Origin of the sequence: Pseudomonas fluorescens, from assembly GCF_902497875.1 — a bacterium.
GTDB classification, from domain to species: Bacteria; Pseudomonadota; Gammaproteobacteria; order Pseudomonadales; family Pseudomonadaceae; genus Aquipseudomonas; species Aquipseudomonas fluorescens_BR.
In genome coordinates this window covers 1-20296 of sequence record NZ_CABVHY010000054.1, presented here as the reverse complement: position 1 = coordinate 20296, position 20296 = coordinate 1, and the positions used below count along the sequence as shown (strand labels likewise).

At 60.2% G+C, this 20296-nt stretch carries 18 protein-coding genes, 1 tRNA gene, 2 pseudogenes and 1 riboswitch; of the genes and pseudogenes, 5 read left to right on the top strand and 16 right to left on the bottom strand.

Annotation, left to right across the window (positions count from 1 at the left end):
• The first annotated feature begins 12 nt into the window (after positions 1 to 12).
• Positions 13 to 780 (top strand): trans-aconitate 2-methyltransferase, encoded by a 768-nt coding sequence (tam, locus tag F8N85_RS32100; protein WP_150807443.1) that lies wholly within the window; start codon positions 13 to 15, stop codon positions 778 to 780.
• Between the two features lie 92 nt (positions 781 to 872).
• On the opposite strand, the gene F8N85_RS32095 is transcribed toward tam, so the two are convergent.
• The 14 genes and pseudogenes from F8N85_RS32095 to F8N85_RS32030 form a co-directional block, all read right to left on the bottom strand.
• On the bottom strand, positions 873 to 1181 hold the full coding sequence (locus F8N85_RS32095) for an addiction module antidote protein (RefSeq protein WP_150807442.1): 309 nt from the start codon (positions 1179 to 1181) through the stop codon (positions 873 to 875).
• A 2-nt stretch (positions 1182 to 1183) separates the two neighbouring features.
• Positions 1184 to 1470: pseudogene (locus tag F8N85_RS32090) on the bottom strand (type II toxin-antitoxin system RelE/ParE family toxin).
• Between the two features lie 242 nt (positions 1471 to 1712).
• Positions 1713 to 1786, bottom strand: a tRNA-Gly gene (locus F8N85_RS32085).
• Between the two features lie 250 nt (positions 1787 to 2036).
• On the bottom strand, positions 2037 to 2921 hold the full coding sequence (locus F8N85_RS32080) for an alpha/beta fold hydrolase (RefSeq protein WP_150807441.1): 885 nt from the start codon (positions 2919 to 2921) through the stop codon (positions 2037 to 2039).
• Between the two features lie 324 nt (positions 2922 to 3245).
• The gene (locus F8N85_RS32075) at positions 3246 to 3938 is read right to left on the bottom strand and encodes a pseudouridine synthase (RefSeq protein ID WP_150807440.1); all 693 of its coding nucleotides are present in this window, start codon (positions 3936 to 3938) and stop codon (positions 3246 to 3248) included.
• 33 nt (positions 3939 to 3971) lie between these two features.
• The gene (locus F8N85_RS32070; protein WP_150807439.1) at positions 3972 to 4190 is read right to left on the bottom strand and encodes a cysteine-rich CWC family protein; all 219 of its coding nucleotides are present in this window, start codon (positions 4188 to 4190) and stop codon (positions 3972 to 3974) included.
• Entirely contained in the window at positions 4187 to 5671 is a 1485-nt protein-coding gene (locus F8N85_RS32065) for a sensor domain-containing diguanylate cyclase (protein ID WP_150807438.1), read from the bottom strand. Before F8N85_RS32065 ends, F8N85_RS32070 begins: the two co-directional genes overlap by 4 nt.
• 230 nt (positions 5672 to 5901) lie before the next feature.
• Positions 5902 to 7680 (bottom strand): allophanate hydrolase, encoded by a 1779-nt coding sequence (gene atzF / locus F8N85_RS32060; protein ID WP_150807437.1) that lies wholly within the window; start codon positions 7678 to 7680, stop codon positions 5902 to 5904.
• A 26-nt stretch (positions 7681 to 7706) separates the two neighbouring features.
• Entirely contained in the window at positions 7707 to 11354 is a 3648-nt protein-coding gene (gene uca / locus F8N85_RS32055) for an urea carboxylase (protein ID WP_150807436.1), read from the bottom strand.
• 268 nt (positions 11355 to 11622) lie between these two features.
• Positions 11623 to 12264 (bottom strand): urea amidolyase associated protein UAAP2, encoded by a 642-nt coding sequence (locus F8N85_RS32050; RefSeq protein WP_150807435.1) that lies wholly within the window; start codon positions 12262 to 12264, stop codon positions 11623 to 11625.
• A 9-nt stretch (positions 12265 to 12273) separates the two neighbouring features.
• Positions 12274 to 12999 carry an urea amidolyase associated protein UAAP1 gene (locus F8N85_RS32045; protein WP_150807434.1) on the bottom strand — a complete coding sequence of 242 codons (726 nt, stop codon included), beginning with the start codon at positions 12997 to 12999 and terminating at the stop codon, positions 12274 to 12276.
• A 14-nt stretch (positions 13000 to 13013) separates the two neighbouring features.
• Positions 13014 to 13802, bottom strand: a complete 789-nt coding sequence (locus F8N85_RS32040) for an ABC transporter ATP-binding protein (RefSeq protein WP_150807433.1) — start codon at positions 13800 to 13802, stop codon at positions 13014 to 13016.
• Positions 13799 to 14614, bottom strand: coding sequence for an ABC transporter permease (locus tag F8N85_RS32035; RefSeq protein ID WP_150807432.1), 816 nt, complete (start codon positions 14612 to 14614; stop codon positions 13799 to 13801). Before F8N85_RS32035 ends, F8N85_RS32040 begins: the two co-directional genes overlap by 4 nt.
• Positions 14615 to 14633: 19 nt before the next feature.
• A complete protein-coding gene (locus F8N85_RS32030) occupies positions 14634 to 15701 on the bottom strand; it encodes a putative urea ABC transporter substrate-binding protein (protein ID WP_150807431.1) in 1068 nt (355 codons plus the stop codon).
• Positions 15702 to 15762: 61 nt separating this feature from the next.
• Positions 15763 to 15863: riboswitch (guanidine-I (ykkC/yxkD leader) on the bottom strand.
• 137 nt (positions 15864 to 16000) lie between these two features.
• On the opposite strand from F8N85_RS32030, the gene F8N85_RS32025 reads away from it, so the two are divergent.
• From F8N85_RS32025 to F8N85_RS35315, 3 genes are all read left to right on the top strand, one after another.
• Positions 16001 to 16645: a DUF3757 domain-containing protein gene (locus tag F8N85_RS32025; protein ID WP_150807453.1), complete on the top strand. Its 645-nt coding sequence runs from the start codon at positions 16001 to 16003 to the stop codon at positions 16643 to 16645.
• Positions 16646 to 16777: 132 nt separating this feature from the next.
• Positions 16778 to 17158, top strand: a complete 381-nt coding sequence (locus F8N85_RS32020; RefSeq protein ID WP_191636308.1) for a DUF3757 domain-containing protein — start codon at positions 16778 to 16780, stop codon at positions 17156 to 17158.
• 290 nt (positions 17159 to 17448) lie between these two features.
• A complete protein-coding gene (locus F8N85_RS35315; RefSeq protein WP_150807429.1) occupies positions 17449 to 17892 on the top strand; it encodes a hypothetical protein in 444 nt (147 codons plus the stop codon).
• Between the two features lie 45 nt (positions 17893 to 17937).
• On the opposite strand, the gene F8N85_RS32010 is transcribed toward F8N85_RS35315, so the two are convergent.
• Positions 17938 to 19050 (bottom strand): enoyl-CoA hydratase/isomerase family protein, encoded by a 1113-nt coding sequence (locus F8N85_RS32010; protein ID WP_150807428.1) that lies wholly within the window; start codon positions 19048 to 19050, stop codon positions 17938 to 17940.
• Between the two features lie 130 nt (positions 19051 to 19180).
• Here F8N85_RS32010 and ung point away from each other — a divergent pair, with 130 nt between their 5' ends.
• Positions 19181 to 19873, top strand: coding sequence for a uracil-DNA glycosylase (gene ung / locus F8N85_RS32005; RefSeq protein WP_150807427.1), 693 nt, complete (start codon positions 19181 to 19183; stop codon positions 19871 to 19873).
• Positions 19874 to 20095: 222 nt separating this feature from the next.
• Here ung and F8N85_RS34725 read toward each other — a convergent pair.
• Positions 20096 to 20296 (bottom strand): annotated as a pseudogene (locus tag F8N85_RS34725) (hypothetical protein); the annotation flags it as partial.

Genomic DNA, 20296 nt, shown 5'->3' with positions numbered 1-20296 from the left:
CAGGAGCGCACGATGAGTTGGTCTGCCAAGCAATACGTTGCCTTTGAAGATGAGCGCACGCGTCCGGCACGTGATCTGCTGGCCGCTGTACCCACGATGCAAGCCCGCTCCGTGATTGATATCGGGTGCGGCCCCGGTAATTCAACAGAGTTACTGGCGGCGCGCTTTCCAGAGGCAGCGGTCCGCGGGCTGGACAGTTCGTCCGACATGATTGAAGCCGCCCGCAAACGCCTGCCGAATGTTCAGTTCGACACGATGGCTATCGAAGCGTGGGATGAGCCAGGCCCGTTCGATGTGATTCTGGCCAATGCCGTTCTGCAATGGGTGCCTGACCATAAGATTCTGCTGCCGTCCCTTGTGGCTCGGCTCGCTCCGGGTGGCAGTCTGGCCATTCAGATGCCAGACAACCTCGACCAACCCGCCCATCGCCTGATGCGCGAAACGGCAGCCCAAGGCCCATGGGCCGACAAGCTCACCGGCGCCGCTGGCCAGCGCCTGGCGATGGCGGACGCAAACAGCTACTACGACTTGTTGCGTTCAAACTGTGCCCGGGTGGATGTGTGGCACACCACCTACCATCACCCCCTCGCTGGCGCCGCAGCGGTGGTGGAGTGGTTCAAGGGCAGTGGCCTGCGGCCCTTTCTTGATCCGCTCGACGAGGCTGAGCGGGAGGAATACTTGAGGCGCTATACCGCGGCGATCGAACGGGCTTATCCCGTGTTGGCGGATGGCGGGGTGCTGCTGCCGTTTCCACGGTTGTTCATTGTGGCAACTCGGTAATCACGGTCGAAGTGCTTGTCCTGCCAGACTCTTTCAGTACCGCCGGTACGTCAGCCTTGAAAGCGGCACTTCTGATCAGCTCCGCCGTTGCGTCAGAGAATCGAATGATTAACTGGGTGCCCAGGCTGTGCGAGCAGGTCAATGCCAAGGGCGTGAATCACCTTGAGTACGGTGTCGAAGCGTGGTTTCGAACCTGGCGCGAAGGCTTTGTACAGGCTTTCGCGGCCCATGCCTGAGTCTTTGGCTATTTGAGCCATACCTCGTGCCTTGGCCACATAGCCAATGGCTCGGAGTAACTCTTCGTTATCGCCGTCGGCCAGCACCTGGGAAAGGTACTCACTGATAGCTTCGTCACTGTCGAGTAGCGCTGCCATATCGAATGTCGTCAGAGTTTGGCTCATGCTCAAACCTCCTTTGCCAGTTTCTTTGCTCGCCGAATATCGGCGTCTTGTGAAGACTTGTCGCGGCCAATAACACAATGACTATGCCGCCACGCATCGTGAAATACACTCGATAGCCGGGGCCTATATCCACGCGAAGCTCCGAAATCCCATCAGCTACCGACTTCACATCCCTCAGGTTTCCTGCGGCGGCACGATCAATTCGGTGGGCGATGGCTACCTTCGCGCGCAAGTCACGAATCGATGAGTGCCAGGTAGCGAAGGTCTGCGTTTGCTGAAGTAAGATAATTCATGAGAAGGCTGTATCCACTTGGATACTATCGAGCAAAAGAAAATTCACATCGTCGATGTTGGTGTGAACCCATCTACACCCTAGCACCCCATGCTAGTGCGCTAGCTGAATGGTGTGCACGTCGAGCCTAGTTAAAAGGCGACGTTTAAAAGGCAGACACAAAAAAACCGGCTGAATTAGCCGGTTTATCTGAGGACCACTGCTCGCCGGTTTAAGCGGGAACATGCGGTATTTGAAAGTGGAGCGGGTGGCGGGAATCGAACCCGCGTGATCAGCTTGGGAAGCTGGAGTAATACCATTATACGACACCCGCTCAGAGCGGCTGACTTTGTACCAGATGTGGGCGGGGATTTGAAGTTTTTCTTTAAGGAATTTGTGTTTGCATGATTTTTCACGGGAAGCAGCGGGGCGCATTCAATCGTCGACGGCGGCTGGGTCCAGGCCGGGCGAATGATGGTGCGCAAAGTTTTTGAGAGCGCTTTGCGGTCTTTCGCGGGCAAGCCATGCTTCCACAGGTATTGCGTGATCCTTAGGGGCGCTGGCTGACCCGCGATGACGCTGTTTCAAATGGCCAATGCATGGTGGTCCTGGACGTACTGGTAACGCGGTCGGTGTTCGTGTTGGGCGGGTTTCAGGAAGCCCAGCAAGGCGTTGCGGCTGTCTCGGCAGGCGGATTTGTGTTCCATGTCGAGAAAGTGCCCGGTGGCCTGGAGGGTGCTGAAGGTGCTGTGCTGTAGGTGGTTGCCAAAGATTCTGGCGTCGGCGGCGGCGGTGTACTCGTCCCATTCACCGTTCATGAACAGCACCGGTATGTCGATTTTCTTCGCGGCGTTGATGTAGCACAGGCGATCGCTGTTGAGCACGTCGCTGATGTGGAAGTGCATCTGCCCATACTCGTGCTCGGCCAGGGTGCTGACGTGGCGGTAGTTGAAACGCTTGAACAGCGACGGCAGGTGTTTGCCGATGGTGCTGTTCACCAGGTTGCCGACCCGGTCGCCATCCCGGCTGCCAAGATAGTCGACACCGCGTTCGAGGTAGTCGCGCATCGGTTCGTTGATCACTGGGGAGAACGAACTGATCACGGCTTTTTTGATGCGCCGTGGACGGTGTGCCAAGGCGACCAATGTCGCGGCGCCGCCCCAGGAGAACGACAGCACATGTTCGGCGGCGAAGTGGTCGATCAGCTCCAGGAGGATCTGCCCTTCGACTTCCTTGGTGAGCATTTTCTCGTGCAGGTTGTGGGCTTTGGACTTGCCCGCGTAGGGCTGATCGTAAAGCACGACGTTGAACTGCGGGTGCAGGTTCTTCACGGTCTGGGCAAACGATGCAGTAGTGGCCATTGAGCCGTTGACCAGAATGATGGTCTTTTCTGCGGCGTCTGCGCGATAGAACTCCGTGTAAACCCGGTACTGACCCTGTATATCCAGCACAGCGATTTCTGGCCTCATGTCGTAAGACTCCTGGCAAGCGGGTATGCGCGCAATGAGATTGCACGAGCTTTGTGACAGGTAGGCATACGCCTTGGAATTTTGAGGCCCATGTCGATCCGTTACGGTCTGGTCGACGGGTATTGTTATTGGCGGGCAGTCTGTCGGGGAGGTGGAGCCTTGGGGCTCTCTGCCGACAAAAAGTTTCTTGGAAGTATGTGGGTGACTCATCGGTCACATTTCGGCCGACGGCTTGATTCAAGCAGGGTGCGACTTATCCCGCAAGTGCCATTGGTGAATTGAACGGCAACTTTCTGCTGAATGGTAGTGACTTGGCAGCGGGTTTTAGATTTGCTGGATTTCTTCGGCCGTCAGCGGGCGGTATTCACCCGGTGCAAGGGTGGTGTCGAGTACCAGCGGGCCCATGCGTTCGCGATGCAGGCGCAGGACTTTGTTATTGAAGTGGCCGAACATCCGTTTCACTTGGTGATAGCGGCCCTCGACGATGCTCAGTCGCGCGGATTTTGCCCCGAGTACCAGCAGTTCGGCTGGTTGGGTGGTGAGGTCTTCGAAGGCGAAGTACAGGCCTTGGGCGAAGGTTTGTGCATACTCGGGGCCGATGTCCTGTTCGGTTTCGACGTAGTAGATCTTCGCCAGTTTGGTCTGTGGCTGGGTCAGGCGACGCGACCAGCTGCCGTCGTTGGTGATCAGCATCAGGCCGGTGGTGTTGAAGTCCAGCCGCCCGGCGATGTGCAGCTCGTGCAGGTCCGGCTCACTCATCAGGTCGAGCACGGTCGGGTGTTCAGGATCGCTGGTGGCGCTGACGCAGCCCGGCGGTTTGTGCAGCATGAAGTAGCGCGGCGGCTTGCCGGCTTGCAGCACTTCATCGTCGCACTCGACGCGGCTGAACTCGCGCACATCGAAGTGCGGGTCGCTGACGACCTGACCGTCGACCTTGATCCGCCGTTCCACCAGCAGCAAGCGCACTTGTTTGCGGTTGAAGCGGGGCAGGTTGCTGAGGAAACGGTCAACGCGCATGACTATCGGCAGATCGGAAAAGGGCCGCGCATCTTACGCGATTGACCAGGCGGCTGCTTGCAACTGCGACTCGACCTGGGCGCAGCCTGGGCACAGGCAGGAGCTGTTGCGCAATTCGGCGGGCAGCGCCTGGAGCACCGCCGGGTCGATGCTGACGGCATAGCACCAGCAGGCCTGGTCGGCGGTTCGCGGATCGGCCAGGGTGCAGTCGTTGCGGGCGCCACAGGCCGGGCAGAGGTCGGGTTTATTCATGGTTGGAGGAGGGGCACTTCCACACAGGTTCGGTTACGGCCAGATTGTTTCGCACGGTACATTGCCTGGTCGGCGCGCGATAGCAGGTTGTGCAGGGTGTCGCCGGCTTGCAGGGTGGTGAGGCCGATGCTGACGGTGACCTGCAGCGATTGTCCCTGGTAGGCATAACGCTGTTGTTCGATCTGTTGACGGATCTTCTCGGCAATCATCAGGCCTTTGCTGGCGTCGGTGTCCTTGAGCAGCACGATGAATTCCTCTCCACCCCAGCGGCAGACGATGTCGGACTGACGCAGGCAGCTTTCCAGGTCGTGGGCGAAACCGCTTAGCACCTGGTCGCCGGCGAGGTGTCCATAGGTGTCGTTCAAGCGCTTGAAGTGGTCCAGATCGAGCAGCAATGCAGTCAACGGTTTCGGCTCGCGCCGGGCCTCGTGCATGGCCTGGATCGCCAGCAGGTCGAAGCCGCGGCGGTTCGGCAGGTCGGTGAGGCTGTCGAGGGTGGCCTGGGCTTCGATCTTGCGCTGGTAGCGATTGACCACGCGGTTGAGCAGGGCCAGTACGGCCAGTGTAACGACCAGGCAGATCAGCAGGTTGAGGTACAGCGACTGGCGGATTTCACCCAGCGCACTGTCCTCGCGTTTGTCGACGAACAGGTACCAGTTCAACTCGGGGATGAATCGGACGTTGAGAAAATGCCCCTGGCCCTGGGCCGAATACTCATAGCTGCCGCTGTGGGGCTTGGGCAGTTTGGTCAGCAGGTCTTTCATGCTCTCGAGTTCGCTGAGCGTCTGGCCAGCCCGTGCGCCTTGTGGTCCACCCTCGGCACCGGTGAGGACGATGCGACCGAAGGTGTCGACGAAGTACACGCTGCGCTGGTAACGCTGCTGGTACTTGTCGATCAGCTTGATCACCGCATCGACGGTCAGGCCGACACCGGCGGCACCGATGAACTGGTCTTTGTAGTCGTAGACTTTGTAGTTGATGAAGAAGGTCATGCTGTCATGGTTGGCCAGGTCCGGATCGACGTTGATCTCATACGGCTGGGTCATATCACGCACGCGGAAATACCAGGCGTCACGGGGCTCGTCGGCGCTGACTTTTTTCAGCACACCCTTGGCGTGGTAGTAGGTCAGGCTGCTGTTGGAGATGAAGAATGCAGTGTAGGCATCGTAGTGGGTCATGACCTCGTTGAGGTAACGGGTCATCTGCTCGGGGTCGCGCTCGCCGGCGACGACCCAGTCGCGCATGAAGGTGTCGCGGGCCATCATCGAGGAAATCAGGATCGGCCGGACCAGGTCTTTCTGGATCTCCGAGTAGACCGTGTCGGAGGTCAGCGGTAGCTCGGTATTGATGATGCTGTCGCGAATCGATGCCCGCGAGGCGTAGTAGCTGAGCAAGGAGGTGGCGAGGAAACCACAGCCCAGCAAGGCGATCAGCGTGAGCACCAGCGAGCGTTGCGAATACAGCGCGGAGCGAAGCGGCATAGCGATTCCGTGGGCAGAGACCGGGTGCGGGCATTCTAATGGCACGGGCCGGAAATAACTGCTTCATTCGCAGGGGTATTCGAGATCCCCGTAGCAGCTGGCGCAGCCTGCGTTCGGGCGCGTAGCGGTCGTAAAACCTCAGAACGCGGTCTGCCAAGTAAGACGGCGTTGCCTGATTCACGACCGCTGCGCAGCCGAATGCAGGCTGCGCCAGCTGCTACGGGAGCGGGTCAACTCCGGATTTGCAGATACGCCCGCCACCCGCCCAGGTGGCTGATATCCATCGCCCCTTCAAGTCCATAAGGTTCACAGATAAACCCGCTCTCCCAGCGTCCGTCGGCCAGCTGCACTTTGCCCAACCCCAGCGGCGCGGGAATTGCTGTCAGAAACGAGCCCAGTTCACTGCTCGGCAATTCCCAGACTTCCACCGCGATCGCCATACCGCCTTCAGCCACGCGGACCATGCCTGGGCGAAACGGTGGGCCGCCAGCCAGGGCGTAGAGTTTGTAGTGCGGCGAGCTTTGAGTGGTTTCCACCAGCCGACCGCCGCGTTGCTTGAGTTGCCAGTTCAGTGCCAGCCCCTCCAGGTGCGCACCACACACCACCAGCCGGGCGCGATCGTTGCGGGCCGGGTTGGCGGGCGCTGGCGAGCTCGAGCCTTGCTGACGTTGCAGGGCATCGGCCACGCTCAGCAGGTACTGGTCGGTAAACGCCCGACCAAACAGGGTCACGCCCCACGGCAAGCCATTACTCATGAAACCGCTGGGCACGGCGACGGCGGCGTAGTCCAGCAGGTTCATGAAATTGGTGTAGTAGCCCAGTTCCGAGTTGCGCAGTACCGGTTCTGCCGCAAGCTCGGCCAGGGTCACCGGGCGGCCGATGGTCGGGGTCAGTACGCAGTCGAGGTTGTCCAGGGCTTTGTCGCACAGTGCTTTCAAAGCCTGCAGACGGTACTGGGCGCGGAAGGTTTGCACGCCGTCGACCGCTGGTGCCTTGGCCAGCACGGCGCGGATCACCGGCAGTACGGCTTGCGGATTCTGTTCCATCAGCTCACCGGCCACGCTGTAACGCTCGGCGACCCACGGCCCTTCATAGAGCAAACGAGCGGCTTCGAGGAACGGCGACAGGTCGAGTTCCACTGCTTCACCGCCAAGGGTCTTGAGCCGTCTGATAGCGTCAGCGAACAGTAGCGGACCTTGCGTGCAGCCGAAAAACTCCAGGTCTTCAGCCCGTGGCACTCCAAAGCGAAATGGCCGTGGAGTGCCGAAGGCCGAGCCGTCATTCCACAACGGGTTGCTGCGGCTGTACTCGTCACGTGGGTCCAGTCGTGCGGTCAGGGCCAACAACTGACTGGCCTCGCGGGCGGTGGCGGTAAAGGTCGTCACGCAATCCAGGGTGCGACAGGCCGGGACCACACCCGCGGTGGAGATCAAGCCTTTGGTGGCCTTCAACCCCAACAGATTATTCAGCGCCGCCGGCACTCGGCCGGAGCCCGCGGTGTCGGTGCCGAGGGCAAAGCTGGCGACCCCGAGCGCCACGGCCAGGGAGGAACCGGCACTGGAGCCCCCCGACGGATATTCCGCTAATACGCTGTTCGGGCAGACGCCATAGGGCGAACGGCTGCCATTGAGACCGGTGGCGAATTGGTCGAGATTGGTCTTGCCCAACGGAATCGCGCCCAAGGCCAGCAGTTGTTCGACTATGGTTGCTGAGCGCTGCGGCACATAGGCGAAGGCCGGGCAGGCGGCGGTGGTCGGAATGTCGGCCAGGTCGATGTTGTCCTTGATCGCGAACGGTACGCCGTACAGCGGCAGGCTATCGATGTCGCGACCATCCAGGGCGGCGAGGTACGGCTCCAGTTCGGCAACGCTGAGCAGATGGATAAACAGGTGATAGTCCGGGTTCAGCGCCGCGGCCTTTTCCCGCAGGCTCAGCAATAGCTGCCGAGGCGTGGTGCTGCCGGCGCGGTAGGCGGCACGCAGGGTGTCGAATTGCAGATTGATGGTCATGGCTTGTAAGTCCTTATTCGATTGATTCAGTCGAGTTCCAGCACAACGACCCGCTGCCCGGCGCGCACGGCGGAGCCGGGTTGCACGCGGATTTCCCGGACCACGCCGGCCATTGGCGCGAGTACCGGGATTTCCATTTTCATCGACTCCAGAATCACCAGCACATCTCCGGCGGCGACCCGGCTGCCGGTTTCCACCTGGACCTGCCAGAGGTTGCCGGCGATGTGGCTGTCGACACTTTGCTGGCCGGTTTCCAGAGGTGCATCTTCAGCCTGTTCCGGCGCCAGCTCCTCGCTATCGAAATGCGCCTGGCCGCTGGCGATCCAGCGTTCGCGCTCTGCATTGAACGCGCTCTGTTGCTGCTGGCGAAACGCGGCGATGCTCCCGGCTTCTTTGTTCAGGAAGGCCTGATAGTCGGCAAGCTTGAGCTGGCTCTGTTCGATGCTCAGCTCAAAGCGCCCCAGTGGGAAATCGCGACGGATCTGCAGCAGCTCATCGGCGCTCACTGGGTAGAAGCGGATCTGGTCGAAGAAGCGTAGCAGCCAGGGTTTGCCGTCGAACGCGGCAACCTCGCGGTAGCGGTTCCACATCTGCAGAGTGCGGCCGACGAACTGATAGCCACCGGGGCCTTCCATGCCGTAGACGCACATGTAGGCGCCACCGATGCCCACCGAGTTTTCCGCGGTCCAGGTTCGTGCCGGGTTGTACTTGGTGGTCACCAGCCGGTGCCGTGGATCGAGCGGGGTGGCGACCGGCGCACCGAGGTAGACGTCGCCCAGGCCCATCACCAGATAGCTGGCGTCGAACACCGTGCGCTGCACTTCATCGAGGTTGGGCAGGTCGTTGATGCGACGGATGAACTCCAGGTTGCTCGGGCACCAGGGCGCGTCCTTGCGCACGGTGGTCATGTATTTCTCAATGGCCAACTGGCAGGCCGGATCATCCCAGGACAGCGGCAGATGGACGATGCGCGATGGCACTTGCAGGTCTTTGGCGGCGCACACCGCATCCCATTCGCCGGCAACGATGCCTAGCAGATCGGCCAGCGGCAGTTGCTCGGGTTGGTAGTGCACTTGCAACGAACGGATGCCCGGCGTCAGGTCGATCACGCCGTGCAGGGCTTTGGCTTCCAGCGCCTGCATCAGCGCATGGGCACGGAAACGCAGGACCAGATCCAGCTCGGGGGCGCCGATTTCCAGGAGCAGATGGGTATCGCCGGAGAGGCGGGCGACCAAGCGAGTGTCGTTCTGGCCGAGGTCCAATACCACTGGCGACCCAAACCCCTGTGGGAGCGAGCTTGCTCGCGATGAAGTTGATGCGGTGCCTGTTCTGGCCTCATCGCGAGCAAGTCGGATCGCCGCACCGTCGCTCCCACATTGATCGCATTCCAATTTAAGTGCGCGGGCCGTCTGTAGATTGACGGGGGAGAACTGCACCTTGTCCCCAGCCTTCAGCTGCCCCAACTGCCACAGATCCGCCTCGATCACCGTCACCGGGCAGACGAACCCTCCGAGACTCGGGCCGTCGGGGCCGAGGATGACCGGCATGTCGCCGGTGAAATCCACCGCGCCGATGGCGTAGGGGTTGTCGTGGATATTCGAGGGATGCAGCCCGGCTTCGCCACCGTCGGCGCGGACCCATTCCGGCTTGGGTCCGATCAGCCGTACGCCGGTGCGGCTGGAGTTGAAGTGGACTTCCCATTGGGTGGCGAAGAAGGTCTGGATGTAGTTTTCGGTGAAATATTCCGGCGCGCCATGGGGACCGTAGATCACTCGAATCTGCCGCACTTCAGGCAACTCGACCACCTGTTCAACCGCCAGGCATTGCCCAGTGCTGTGGTCACTCAACCGGCAAACATGCAGCACGTCCCCGGCACGCAACGCACGCCCGCCATGGCCGCCGAACTGGCCGAGGGTGAAGGTGCTTTTGCTGCCCAGATAGTCCGGCACCTGCAGCCCGCCGCGCAGGCACAAGTAGCTACGTGCGCCGGCTCCAGCAATGGAGCCCAGGCTCAGGGTGGCACCGGCCGGGATCAGCAGGCTGGTGTTCATCGGCACGGGCTGTCCGTTCAGCATCAGCGCAATCACCGCTCCAGTCACCGCCACCACGGCTTCGCAGTTGAAGCGCAGCAAGGGCCCGCTCATGGTGATTTCCAGCGCCGCCAAACCTTCGTCGTTGCCCAGCAGAAGATTGCCCATTCGCAGCGCGCGGCTGTCCATTGGCCCCGATGGCGGCACACCGACCGCCCAGTAACCGAGGCGCCCGGGATAATCTTGCACGCTGGTCTGGGTGCCGGCGCTGAGCACTTCGAAGGTGTTGGCCTGGTAGACCAGCCCTTCGAGGCAGCGAGTCCAGGGCTGACCGCTGGCGAACGGCGCGTCGAGCAGAATTTGCCGCAGGTAGTCGCGATTGGTTTCCACGCCATACAGCAGGCTGTCGCCCAAGGCTTGATGCAGGTCGGCGAGGGCCTGTTCGCGGGTCGGTGCCCAGCTGATGAGCTTGGCGATCATCGGATCGAAGTACGGCGGGATCTCGCAACCGGCCTCGACCCATGTGTCGATTCGCAGCTGTTTGCTGTCGGCCACCGGGAAGTTCACGGCGGTCAGCAGGCCGGGGCTCGGCTGGAAATCCCGGCCCGGATCTTCGGCGTACAACCGCGCCTGGATCGCATGGCCTGCAGGTTTCAAGGTGCCGCTCAGCTCGCTCAATGGCGGCAGATCACCGGCCGCCAGTTGCACCATCCAGCGCACCAGATCCACCCCCCACACTTGTTCAGTGACCCCGTGCTCGACTTGCAAGCGGGTGTTCACTTCCAGAAAGTAGAAACGCTGGGCGTCGCTGTCGAAGACGAATTCCACGGTGCCGGCGCTACGGTAATTCACCGCTTTTGCCAGTTTGATCGCCGCCATGCACAGTTCTTCGGCCATGCCTTCAGGCAGGTTCGGTGCCGGGGTTTCTTCGAGGACTTTCTGGTTGCGCCGCTGCACCGAGCAGTCACGCACGCCGAGCGCGATCACTTCGCCCTGGCCGTCTCCGAACACCTGAACTTCCAGGTGCCGGGCACGCTGGATGTACTTCTCGATAAACACCCCGGCGTTGCTGAAGTTGTTCTGCCCGAGGCGCTTCACCGCTTCAAAGGCATCGCTCAACTCGTCTGCGCTGTGACACACGCGCATGCCGATGCCTCCACCGCCAGCGGTGCTTTTGAGCATTACCGGGTAGCCGACCTGAAGACCTGCGATCAGCGCAGCCTCGAGGCTGTCCAGCAACTCGGTGCCTTCGAGCATCGGCACACCCTGTTGTTTAGCCAGGGCGCGGGCGGTGTGCTTGAGGCCGAACACTCGCAGTTGTTCTGGCGTCGGCCCGACGAAGGCGATATGGGCCGCTTCGCAGGCTTCGGCGAACGCGGCGTTTTCCGAGAGAAAGCCGTAACCGGGATGAATCGCCGTCGCGCCGGAGGCTTTGGCGATGGCGAGGATTTTTTCAACCGCCAGGTAGGTGGCCGGTGCGGCGCCTTCACCGAGGCTGTGGGCTTCATCGGCCTGCAGGATATGCAGGCTGGTGGCATCGGCCTCGGAGTACACGGCCACCCCCTCGACCTGCAGTTCACGCAGGGTTCGCAGAATGCGACAGGCAATGGCGCCACGGTTGGCGATCAACAGTTTTTTGAACATGGCAAAACCCCTGGAGGCTGATGGCAACTCAGCCTCGACTTGGGATGCGGGCCGTCCCGCAGTTTTTCGAAATGCACCAGGGCCGTCCCGGGTGGCAGAGGTTCACTCGCTGCCGTAGGTTGCGATCTTGTTGAGGGGATACCCCAAAAAACAAGATCAAAAGATCGCAGCCTTCGGCAGCTCCTACGGGGGTGGTGTTATTGCTTGATGCATTGCCCCGAGCGGCTCTGGCACAGGGCGAACAACCAGCGGCGCAGGTGCGCGAGTTTCAGTTCCATACCAGTAGCTCCGCAGGGGTCGGGTTGTAGGCGTTGCACGGGTTGTTAAGTTGCGGGCAGTTGGAAATCAGCACGATCACGTCCATCTCGGCCCGCAGGTCGACGTACTTGCCCGGTGCCGAGATGCCGTCTTCGAAGGTCAGGCCGCCGTCGGCGGTTACCGGCACGTTCATGAAAAAATTGATATTCGGCCCAATGTCGCCCTTGCCCAGTCGCCCGTCATGGGCACAGGCCCGCAGGTAGTTGTCGCGGCAGCTGTGCATGTAGCGTTTCTCCAGTGCGTAACGCACGGTATTGCTCTCCTGGGCACAGGCACCGCCCAGGGTGTCGTGCCGGCCGCAGGTGTCTTCGACGATGGTCAGCAGCGGCCGGCCGAGGTTGGAATAGAGCACGCTGCCGGTGCTCAGGTAGACGCTGTTTTGCCGACGCAGGGTGCGCTGCACGTCGTAGCGTTCCCTGGGGTTTTGCAGGCTGTAGAACAAGGTGTCGACCGCCTGATTGCCTTCCAGGTCGAGGATGCGCAGGGTCTGGCCGGCCTTGACCTCCATCAACCACGGTTCGCCGGACGGGATGGTCGCGCGGTACACCGCGGCTTCAGGATGCTTTTCGGTGCTGGCGATGGCTAAAGACATGGCTGATCCTCAGGCGAACAGACGGTTGGTGTTGATGAAGCCGCGCTCGTTCGCAGGAAGCGAGATGCGGCAGTGCTCGGCGACGCTGGAGTCGGCGTTCATCCAGCTCAGCTTGAGTGGCTTGGGCGCGTATTGCGGGTTCGGGTCCATGGGATGCTGCAGGGCGGTGAGTACCATCAGGGTGTCCATCGGCGCATAAAGCTCGATGTAGTCACCGGCTTTGGAGTTGCCTTCGATGAAGTGGAAACGCCCGTCGGCATCGACGCTGACTTTGCTGAACAGGTTGAGGGTCATCAGCAGGTCGGACAGGCCCAGGCCCCATTTGCCCAACTCCACCAGCAAGTTGTCGGTGCCGTTGCGGTAGAAGCCGTTGCGCAGCTCCTGAAAGCGCCCCTGACCGTATTTTTCCGCGACTTCCTCCGCGCAGAGCACGCCGCCGATGCTGTCACTCCAACCACAGGTGTCGGCAGTGATCGCCGCCAGCACCCGGCCCATGTCCGAGTACAGGCAATGGCCGCTGGTGAGTTTGGCGGTGTGTTGGCATTTAAGGCTGTCGGGCAAGTTCAGCCGCTCGGTTTTCTCGTTGGCGTTGAGCAGGGTCAGGCTGACATTGGCTCCACCGCGAAGGTCAGTCAGACGCAGCAGTTGGCCGCGTTTAAGCACGAAGGAACGGTGACCTCCGCCGGGAAGCATTTCTTCGGCGAAGGGTCGGAACAGTTGAGTCGAATCAGTCATCTGAAATAGTCCTCTCAAGCGGTGCGAAGCGTGCCCGCCAGCGCAGCCGGCAGGGCGTCGACGGCTTTGCTGTTGGCGCGGCGGTCGCTGTTCAAAGGGATGTCGTAGGTGATGCGTGCGCCATAGGCGCCGGGGGCGTGCGGGTCGAGGCGGACCTTGTCGAACACCAGCAGGCGGGTGCCGAGGCTGAAACCTTCGGACAGGTCATGGGTGACCATGAACACCGTCAGTTGCGTCTCGCGCCACAGTTCGAGCAGCAGGCTGTGCATGTCTTTGCGAATGCCCGGGTCGAGGGCGCCGAAGGGTTCATCGAGCAGTAGCACCCGGGGTTTCATGATGAGTGCCTGGGCGATGGCCAGCCGTTGTTGCATGCCACCGGACAGCTGCGCGGGGTATTTGTCCAGCGAGTGACCGAGGCCGACTTTGTGCAGCAGCACGGATGCCTGTTCACGCGCCTCACGCTTGGCGCTGCCAAACAAGCGCCCCAGCAGTGGCGAGCGCGGTAACTCCAGGCCGAGGGCGACGTTGTCCAGCACGGTCAAATGCGGGAATACCGAATAACGCTGGAACACCACGCCACGGCTGGCATCCGGTTCGCTGGCCAGCGCGTGGCCGTCCAGCAGGATCTCGCCACGACTGGCTTTTTCCTGGCCCAGTAGCAGCCGCAGAAAGGTCGACTTGCCGCAACCCGAAGCTCCCACCAGGGTGCAGAACTCGCCCTCATTGACCCTGAGGTTGAGCCGTTCGAGCACCACCTGATCGGCGTATTGCTGCCAGACGTTGTTCACGGTGATGAAGCTCATGCCCGCGCTCCTTCATACCAGGGGAAGGCCCATTGGGTCAGGCGTTTGAGGCCCCAATCCATCAGCCAGGCGAGCAGGGTGATCCACACCACATACGGCAGGATCACGTCCATCGCCAGGTAGCGGCGCACCAGGAAAATCCGGTAGCCCAGACCGTCGGTGGAGGCGATGGCTTCAGCGGCGATCAGAAACAGCCACGCCGAACCGAGCATCAGTCGCAGGGAGATCAGCAGACGTGGCAGCAGTTGCGGCAGCACCACCCGCAGAATCACGGTCCAGGTCGAGGCACCGAGGGTCTGCGCCTTGATCAGCAACTCGAGCGGAATTTCCCGGGCGCGCTGTTCCAGATCGCGGGCCAGGCACGGGGTGATGCCGATCACGATCAGCATCACCTTCGACAGCTCGCCGAGGCCGAAGACGATGAACAGAATCGGCAGGATCGCCAGCGGCGGCACCATCGACAGCACCGTCAGCAAAGGCGACAGGGGCGCGCCGAACAACGGCAGGGTCCCGGCGGCGATGCCCAGGCAAAGCCCGGCCAGGGCGCTGATGCCCAGGCCAATAGCCAATCGACGCAAACTGGAAGCAGTGTCCTGCCACAGCAGGTAGTCGCCACTGCGCGGATCGGCGCTGAAGGCCAGGCGTTTCACCGCGTCGGTCATTTGCACCGCGCTGGGCAGCAGCTTGTCGTTGGGGTTGTCCGTCAGCCGCTCGGCCGAGCCCATGAAGTAGGCGAACAGCATCAGGGCGAACGGCAGGATCACCAGCAGCAGGCGACTCGGGCGATCCGGGTGGCGATTGATCAGGCGCATGGCCGTGTCCTCCGCAAGCTTAAAGTTTGCTTTCGGCGGCCAGCCGCACGTAGCTCGGATCGAAGTGCAGCTTGAGGTTGGTCTTGTCGCCGCTGGTCACGCCATTGGCGAAGGACATGCCAACGGCACTGGTGTCCTTGGCGCCTTCACCGAGGAGTCCGTGCTGGAAGGAAAACTCCGCAACCTTGCGCATGGTGTCGGGCAGTTGGGCGCTGGTGGCGAAATCGAGGGCTTCCCTGGGCGTGGCAAACAGCTTGGTGGTGTCCAGTTGCGACTGGAAACCCGGCAAGTCGGTGCCCGATGCCTTGGCCATATGTTCCAGCGCTGCGTTGCTGGCGGCGGATTTACCGCTCATCAGGCCGACCACTTCAAACCAGGCGCCGGTCAGTGCCTTGCCCAGTGCCGGGTTGTCCTTCAGGGTCTGGGTGTTGACCACCATCATGTCCATGATTTCGCCGGGCACCTTGCTCGAGTCGAACACCTGGGTAACCCCAGGCTTGGCTTTGATGTCCGAGAGCATCGGGTTCCAGGTGGTGAGGGCTTGTACCTCGTCGGTGTTGAAGGCCGCCGAGATATCGGCGTCGGAGGTGTTCACTACCTTCAAGTCTTTCTCGGTGAGGTCGACCGAGTCCAGCGCCCGCGCCAGCAAGTAGTGGGAGACCGACAGTTCGACCAGATTGACGTTCATGCCTTTCAGGTCGGCGACTGTCTTGCCTTCTCCTTTGAGAACGATGCCGTCATTGCCATTGGAGAAATCGCTGACGATCAGTGCGGTGCTTTCGACGCCACCGGCGGCGGGGATGGTCAGCGCGTCCATGTTGGTCATGGTGCAGCCGTCGAACTGGCCGGCGGTGTACTGGTTGATGGATTCGACATAGTCATTGAGCTGCACCACATCGATGGTAATGCCGTACTTTTTCGCCCACTTGTCGACGATGCCTTGGCTGCCTGCGTATTCCCAGGGCATCCAACCGGCGTAGATAGTCCAGCAGACGCTGAAGTGGTCTTTCTGTGCGGCTTGGGACGAGAAGCTCACGAGGGCCGCGAAAGCAGCGGCGAGCAGGGTAGGTAAACGAAGCTGGGACATGGATGGTTCTCCAGTTGATCAAGGGCGGACAGGAGCAACGCGGCACCGTGAACGGTGGCTTGTCTCCCGGGCTTTTATCCCGCCGTGTAACCTCAACTGGAGGTCGCCAACTCTCGGACCAGCCACTCGCCTAAGCGAGCCGGAACCCTAGTCAGCCATTGCAAATTGTGGTGCCGCGAACCTGTGATGACTCCTGCACGTTCTTACATAAGCGAGAGCCGTGCCAGATTGCCGGAACCCTTGCGCTAGAGGGGTTGTGGCTTTTGCCAAAGTGCAGACGCGGATTTTTTTGCCTTGTGATGGTGCGTTCTTGCACCGCAATGGAACACGGCCCGCTGGATAAGGAGGTTTGTTTTTTCCTGGCGCTTTATCAGATAAGGACTACAGGTTTTCCGGTTGTGAAATATCCATCGCCGGATAACCTCAGTAGTACCCGTTTTAATGTTATCCGTGAGGCAAACAGCGAGGCGGATTTATTAAATAATTTTGAGGTGCTGCTTATGATGTTGAAAGTTATCGCCGCTGTTTTACCTGTGGTTTTTTCTGCCAGTTCGTGGGCAGTCAATTTCGAAAGTTGCCCGGGCCCAAGCGCTATCCAGGGAGTAAACGGCATCTACACGGCGCCGACGGCCAGTGGTAAAGGCGAATGGCTAGGCGTCGTCAACCGTGGCCCCGCATCGGCCATCAGTTCATTCGAAAGCGCTGTGTTCTATCCCAGCGGCAACCAGAGTGGGAATGTCGGTACAGTGGGTTATTGTGAGTATAAAACCCAGGACGGTGTATCGATGAACATGCGTTATCGTCCGGGCGAAACACCTGACGTCGCGGTTAAACTCAGGAATGCCGAGAATTGGAAAGAAATAACCACTGGGCTGGGTCTTGTATTGTATGAATGCGCGAACAAAGCTCCCGGCGTTTGTGCGTTTTCTGAAGTAGAAGGATGACGTAAGAGAGTGACCCACAGAGGAAGAACGGAGCGTTCTTCCTTGCCGTCATTTTTTAATGAGAGGGATCTCTTGATGCTCAGATGTGTGTTCTTTTCGTTGTTTTTTACGCTCCCGGTAAGTGGTTGGGCGATGGATATCGATCACTGTCCCACACCAGAAAGAATCAAAAATAAACAGGGCATATACACCGCCTCAACAATAAGTCGCCAAGGACAATGGATCGGTGCGCTGTCTTCAGATGCCCCTGCGGCCATAACGCGGTTCATCAGGGCGGTCTATTTTTCGAACCCGACCGAGGGTATGGAGAGGGGAATACTGCATCGATGCACTTACCGCACAGCGTCCAATGAAATGGTCGACCTGAATTTCCATGCCAACAAAGCTCTTCAACTCTCGGTGCGTCTGCTGGACCGAGAAAACTGGAAGAAAAGAAACTCACCTACCGGGTTACACATGTACGTATGCACCAGCAAAGAAGAAGGTGGTTGTGTGTTTTCGGTTCTTGAGTGACGGCTGTCGCCACGGGTCAGAAGATTTGCACTCAAACCGCCGGCGCTTCAAATCGGTGAACCTGTGTTGCCTGGCGCCGACCAGCTCCCTGTGCTCGAATCCCGCGGTGCCCGTTTCTTGTGCTCGGGATTCGGTCACCGGCAAAGCTGTCTCGGGCCACTTGTATCAACGTATTGCAGAGACGCACCAGATCCCGATTTCGCTGTCAGATGTTTCGACAGCCAGCCAATTGTTGACTGTCGCCGACCAGCGTCGCTGGTGTGTGCTCATTCGCGGTCCAGGAGGCCGCCATGTATCGACGACTTCTGCTGATTTTTGTACTGGGTTTGTCTCTTTCTGCGTGCGTGCCCTATTCCGATGGAGGATCGAGCTACTACCGTTCTGATGTCTATACCTCGCCGAATCCGGGCTATTACGGAGGCGGGTCTTACTACCAGGACCGGAGCCGTTACTATGCTCCGCCAGCGCGATACTACTCGGCGCCCAGGTATTACCAGCCTTCTCCAAGGTATTACCAGTCGTCTCCACGCCATTACCAGTCTTCACGGCACTACCAGTCTCCACGGCATTACCAGCAGGCTCCACGCTCGGTACACCGGTCTTACCCGAATCGAGGCTGGGATTCCCATCATCGCCAGAGCGACAGCCGCCATGGCGATCGCCACAATCGAGGTGAGCGCAACGGACGTGGCGATCATCGCGACCGAGATCATCGAGGAAGCCATAACCGCTAAGCCTCTCCACGAAAAAGCGGCGCATCATGCGCCGCTTTTTTATGCTCAGTAGTCGGACAAATCCGCCAGCGGATGGCGACCTTCCCACACCTTGTGGAAATGCGCCTCGATCACTGCGTCCGGTATCGTATTGATATCCGGCCAATGCCAATGGGGCTTCTGATCCTTGTCGATCAGGCGGGCGCGCACTCCTTCGCTGAACTCTGGATGACGGCAGCAATTCAGGCTCATGGTGTATTCCATCTGAAATACTTCGGCCAGTGACAGGTGGCGGGCCCGGATGATCTGCTCCCAGACCAGGTGCGCGGTCAGCGGGCAACCCTCGATCAGGGTCTTGGCCGCCCGGCTGAACAGCAGGTCGTTGTGATCGCGCAGCAGGCTGATGGCGCGCCAGGCGCAGCGCACATCACTGACATCCAGCAGCTCGTCGATCTGCTGGCGCCGCGGCAACCATTGCGGCTCGGGCATCAGCCCGAGGGCCTCCTGCTGCAGGGCCTTGAGCAGGCTGTTGAGTTGCATGGCGGTCTGTTCCTGCCAGTTCAATTGCAACAGGCCTTCGATCAGTTCTTCCTGCTGTTCATCCAGCAGAAAACGGTCGGCCAGATCCAGATCGATCGCATCGCGGCCATTCATATGGGCCCCGGTCAGGCCGAGGAACAATCCGAGCTTGCCCGGCAGACGCGAAAGAAACCAACTGGCACCGACATCCGGGTACAGGCCGATGCTGATTTCCGGCATGGCCAGGCGGCTGCTGGGCGTGACAATGCGGATACTGGCACCCTGCAACAGGCCCATGCCACCGCCGAGCACGTAGCCATGACCCCAACAGATCAGTGGTTTCGGGTAGGTGTGCAGGCTGTAGTCGAGGCGGTATTCCGCTGCAAAAAAGTGTCCGGCCAAGGGGGGGACTTCACCGGGATGAGCACGGCAGGCTTCAACCAGGCTACGGACCTCGCCGCCTGCGCAAAACGCTTTGGCGCCATTGCCGCGTAATAGTACGCAAACGATCGCCGGGTCTTTTGCCCAGGCGTTCAGACGCTCGCTCAAGACATGGATCATCGGCAAGGAAAGGGCGTTCAGGGACTTTTCGGTATCCAGGCTGGCGATGCCGATTCGCGCGCCGTCGGTACCGGTAAGCTCTTCGAAGTGCAGATTCATCGTGACCTCGATTTCGAATTTAAGCGTTCAGTATGATCGCAATGTGGGAAAGTGCCGGTTCTGCGTCAGATCAATTGACAAGCGTGGCGGGCTTTCTTAGGGTGCGCCCATTGTTTTTGTGGACCTTGTGATGACTTCCGACGACCGTATCAAACTCGAACCGAGCTGGAAGGAGGCACTGCGTGCCGAATTCGACCAGCCTTACATGGCAGAGTTGCGCACTTTCCTGCAACAGGAACGCGCCGCGGGCAAGGAGATCTATCCGCCGGGACCGATGATTTTCAACGCGCTCAACTCAACGCCGCTGGACAAGGTCAAGGTCGTTATTCTCGGCCAGGATCCTTACCACGGCCCGGGTCAGGCTCACGGGTTGTGTTTCTCGGTGCAACCAGGCGTGCCGGCGCCGCCGTCGCTGGTGAACATCTATAAAGAGTTGAAACGCGACCTGAACATCGACATCCCCGCCCATGGCTGCCTGCAAAGCTGGGCCGACCAGGGCGTGTTGATGATCAACACCACCATGACCGTGGAGAGGGCCAACGCCAACGCCCATGCGGGCAAGGGCTGGCAGCACTTTACTGATCGAGTGATCGAGATCGTCAGCGAACACCAGCCGCACCTGGTATTCCTGTTGTGGGGTGCCCATGCCCAGAGCAAGCAGAAGCTGATCGACGCCACCAAGCACCTGGTGCTGACCTCGGTCCACCCGTCGCCGCTGTCCGCTTATCGCGGGTTCCTCGGCTGTGGGCACTTCAGTCGGGCCAACAAGTTTCTCGAGCAGAATGGCGAGACGCCGATCGAGTGGCGATTGCCGCCGGTTTGACCGCCGCGTCCTCTGGAGTGATACAAACCTTGTGGCGAGGGGGCTTGCCCCCATAGGCGCTAACCAAATCTCTCGCTCCATAGCTCATCTTGCTGGTATCCCCGCTTTTTTCGCGGGGATTCGCGCAGTGCACGACTGAAGTAATCCCATTTCTCAAGACACGTAAACAACGACAAGCGGGGACTGATCACGCTACAAAGCAACCAATGGATAAAGGCCATTTCACGCCAGCGACAACGCCTCTGAGCCACGTTTTCTTGAATGCCCCTCGCTCTCGACAGGGGAAAAATGCTCGCCTGTGGCGATCAACCGCTCAATAAGGCAAGCCACTAATAATTTCCCTTGCAGCCAGGCTTTCGCGCCTTCCGGGTTTTTCTTTCTCAAGCGCGATAACCCTAGCAATGACTTCATCCGCTTGAACGC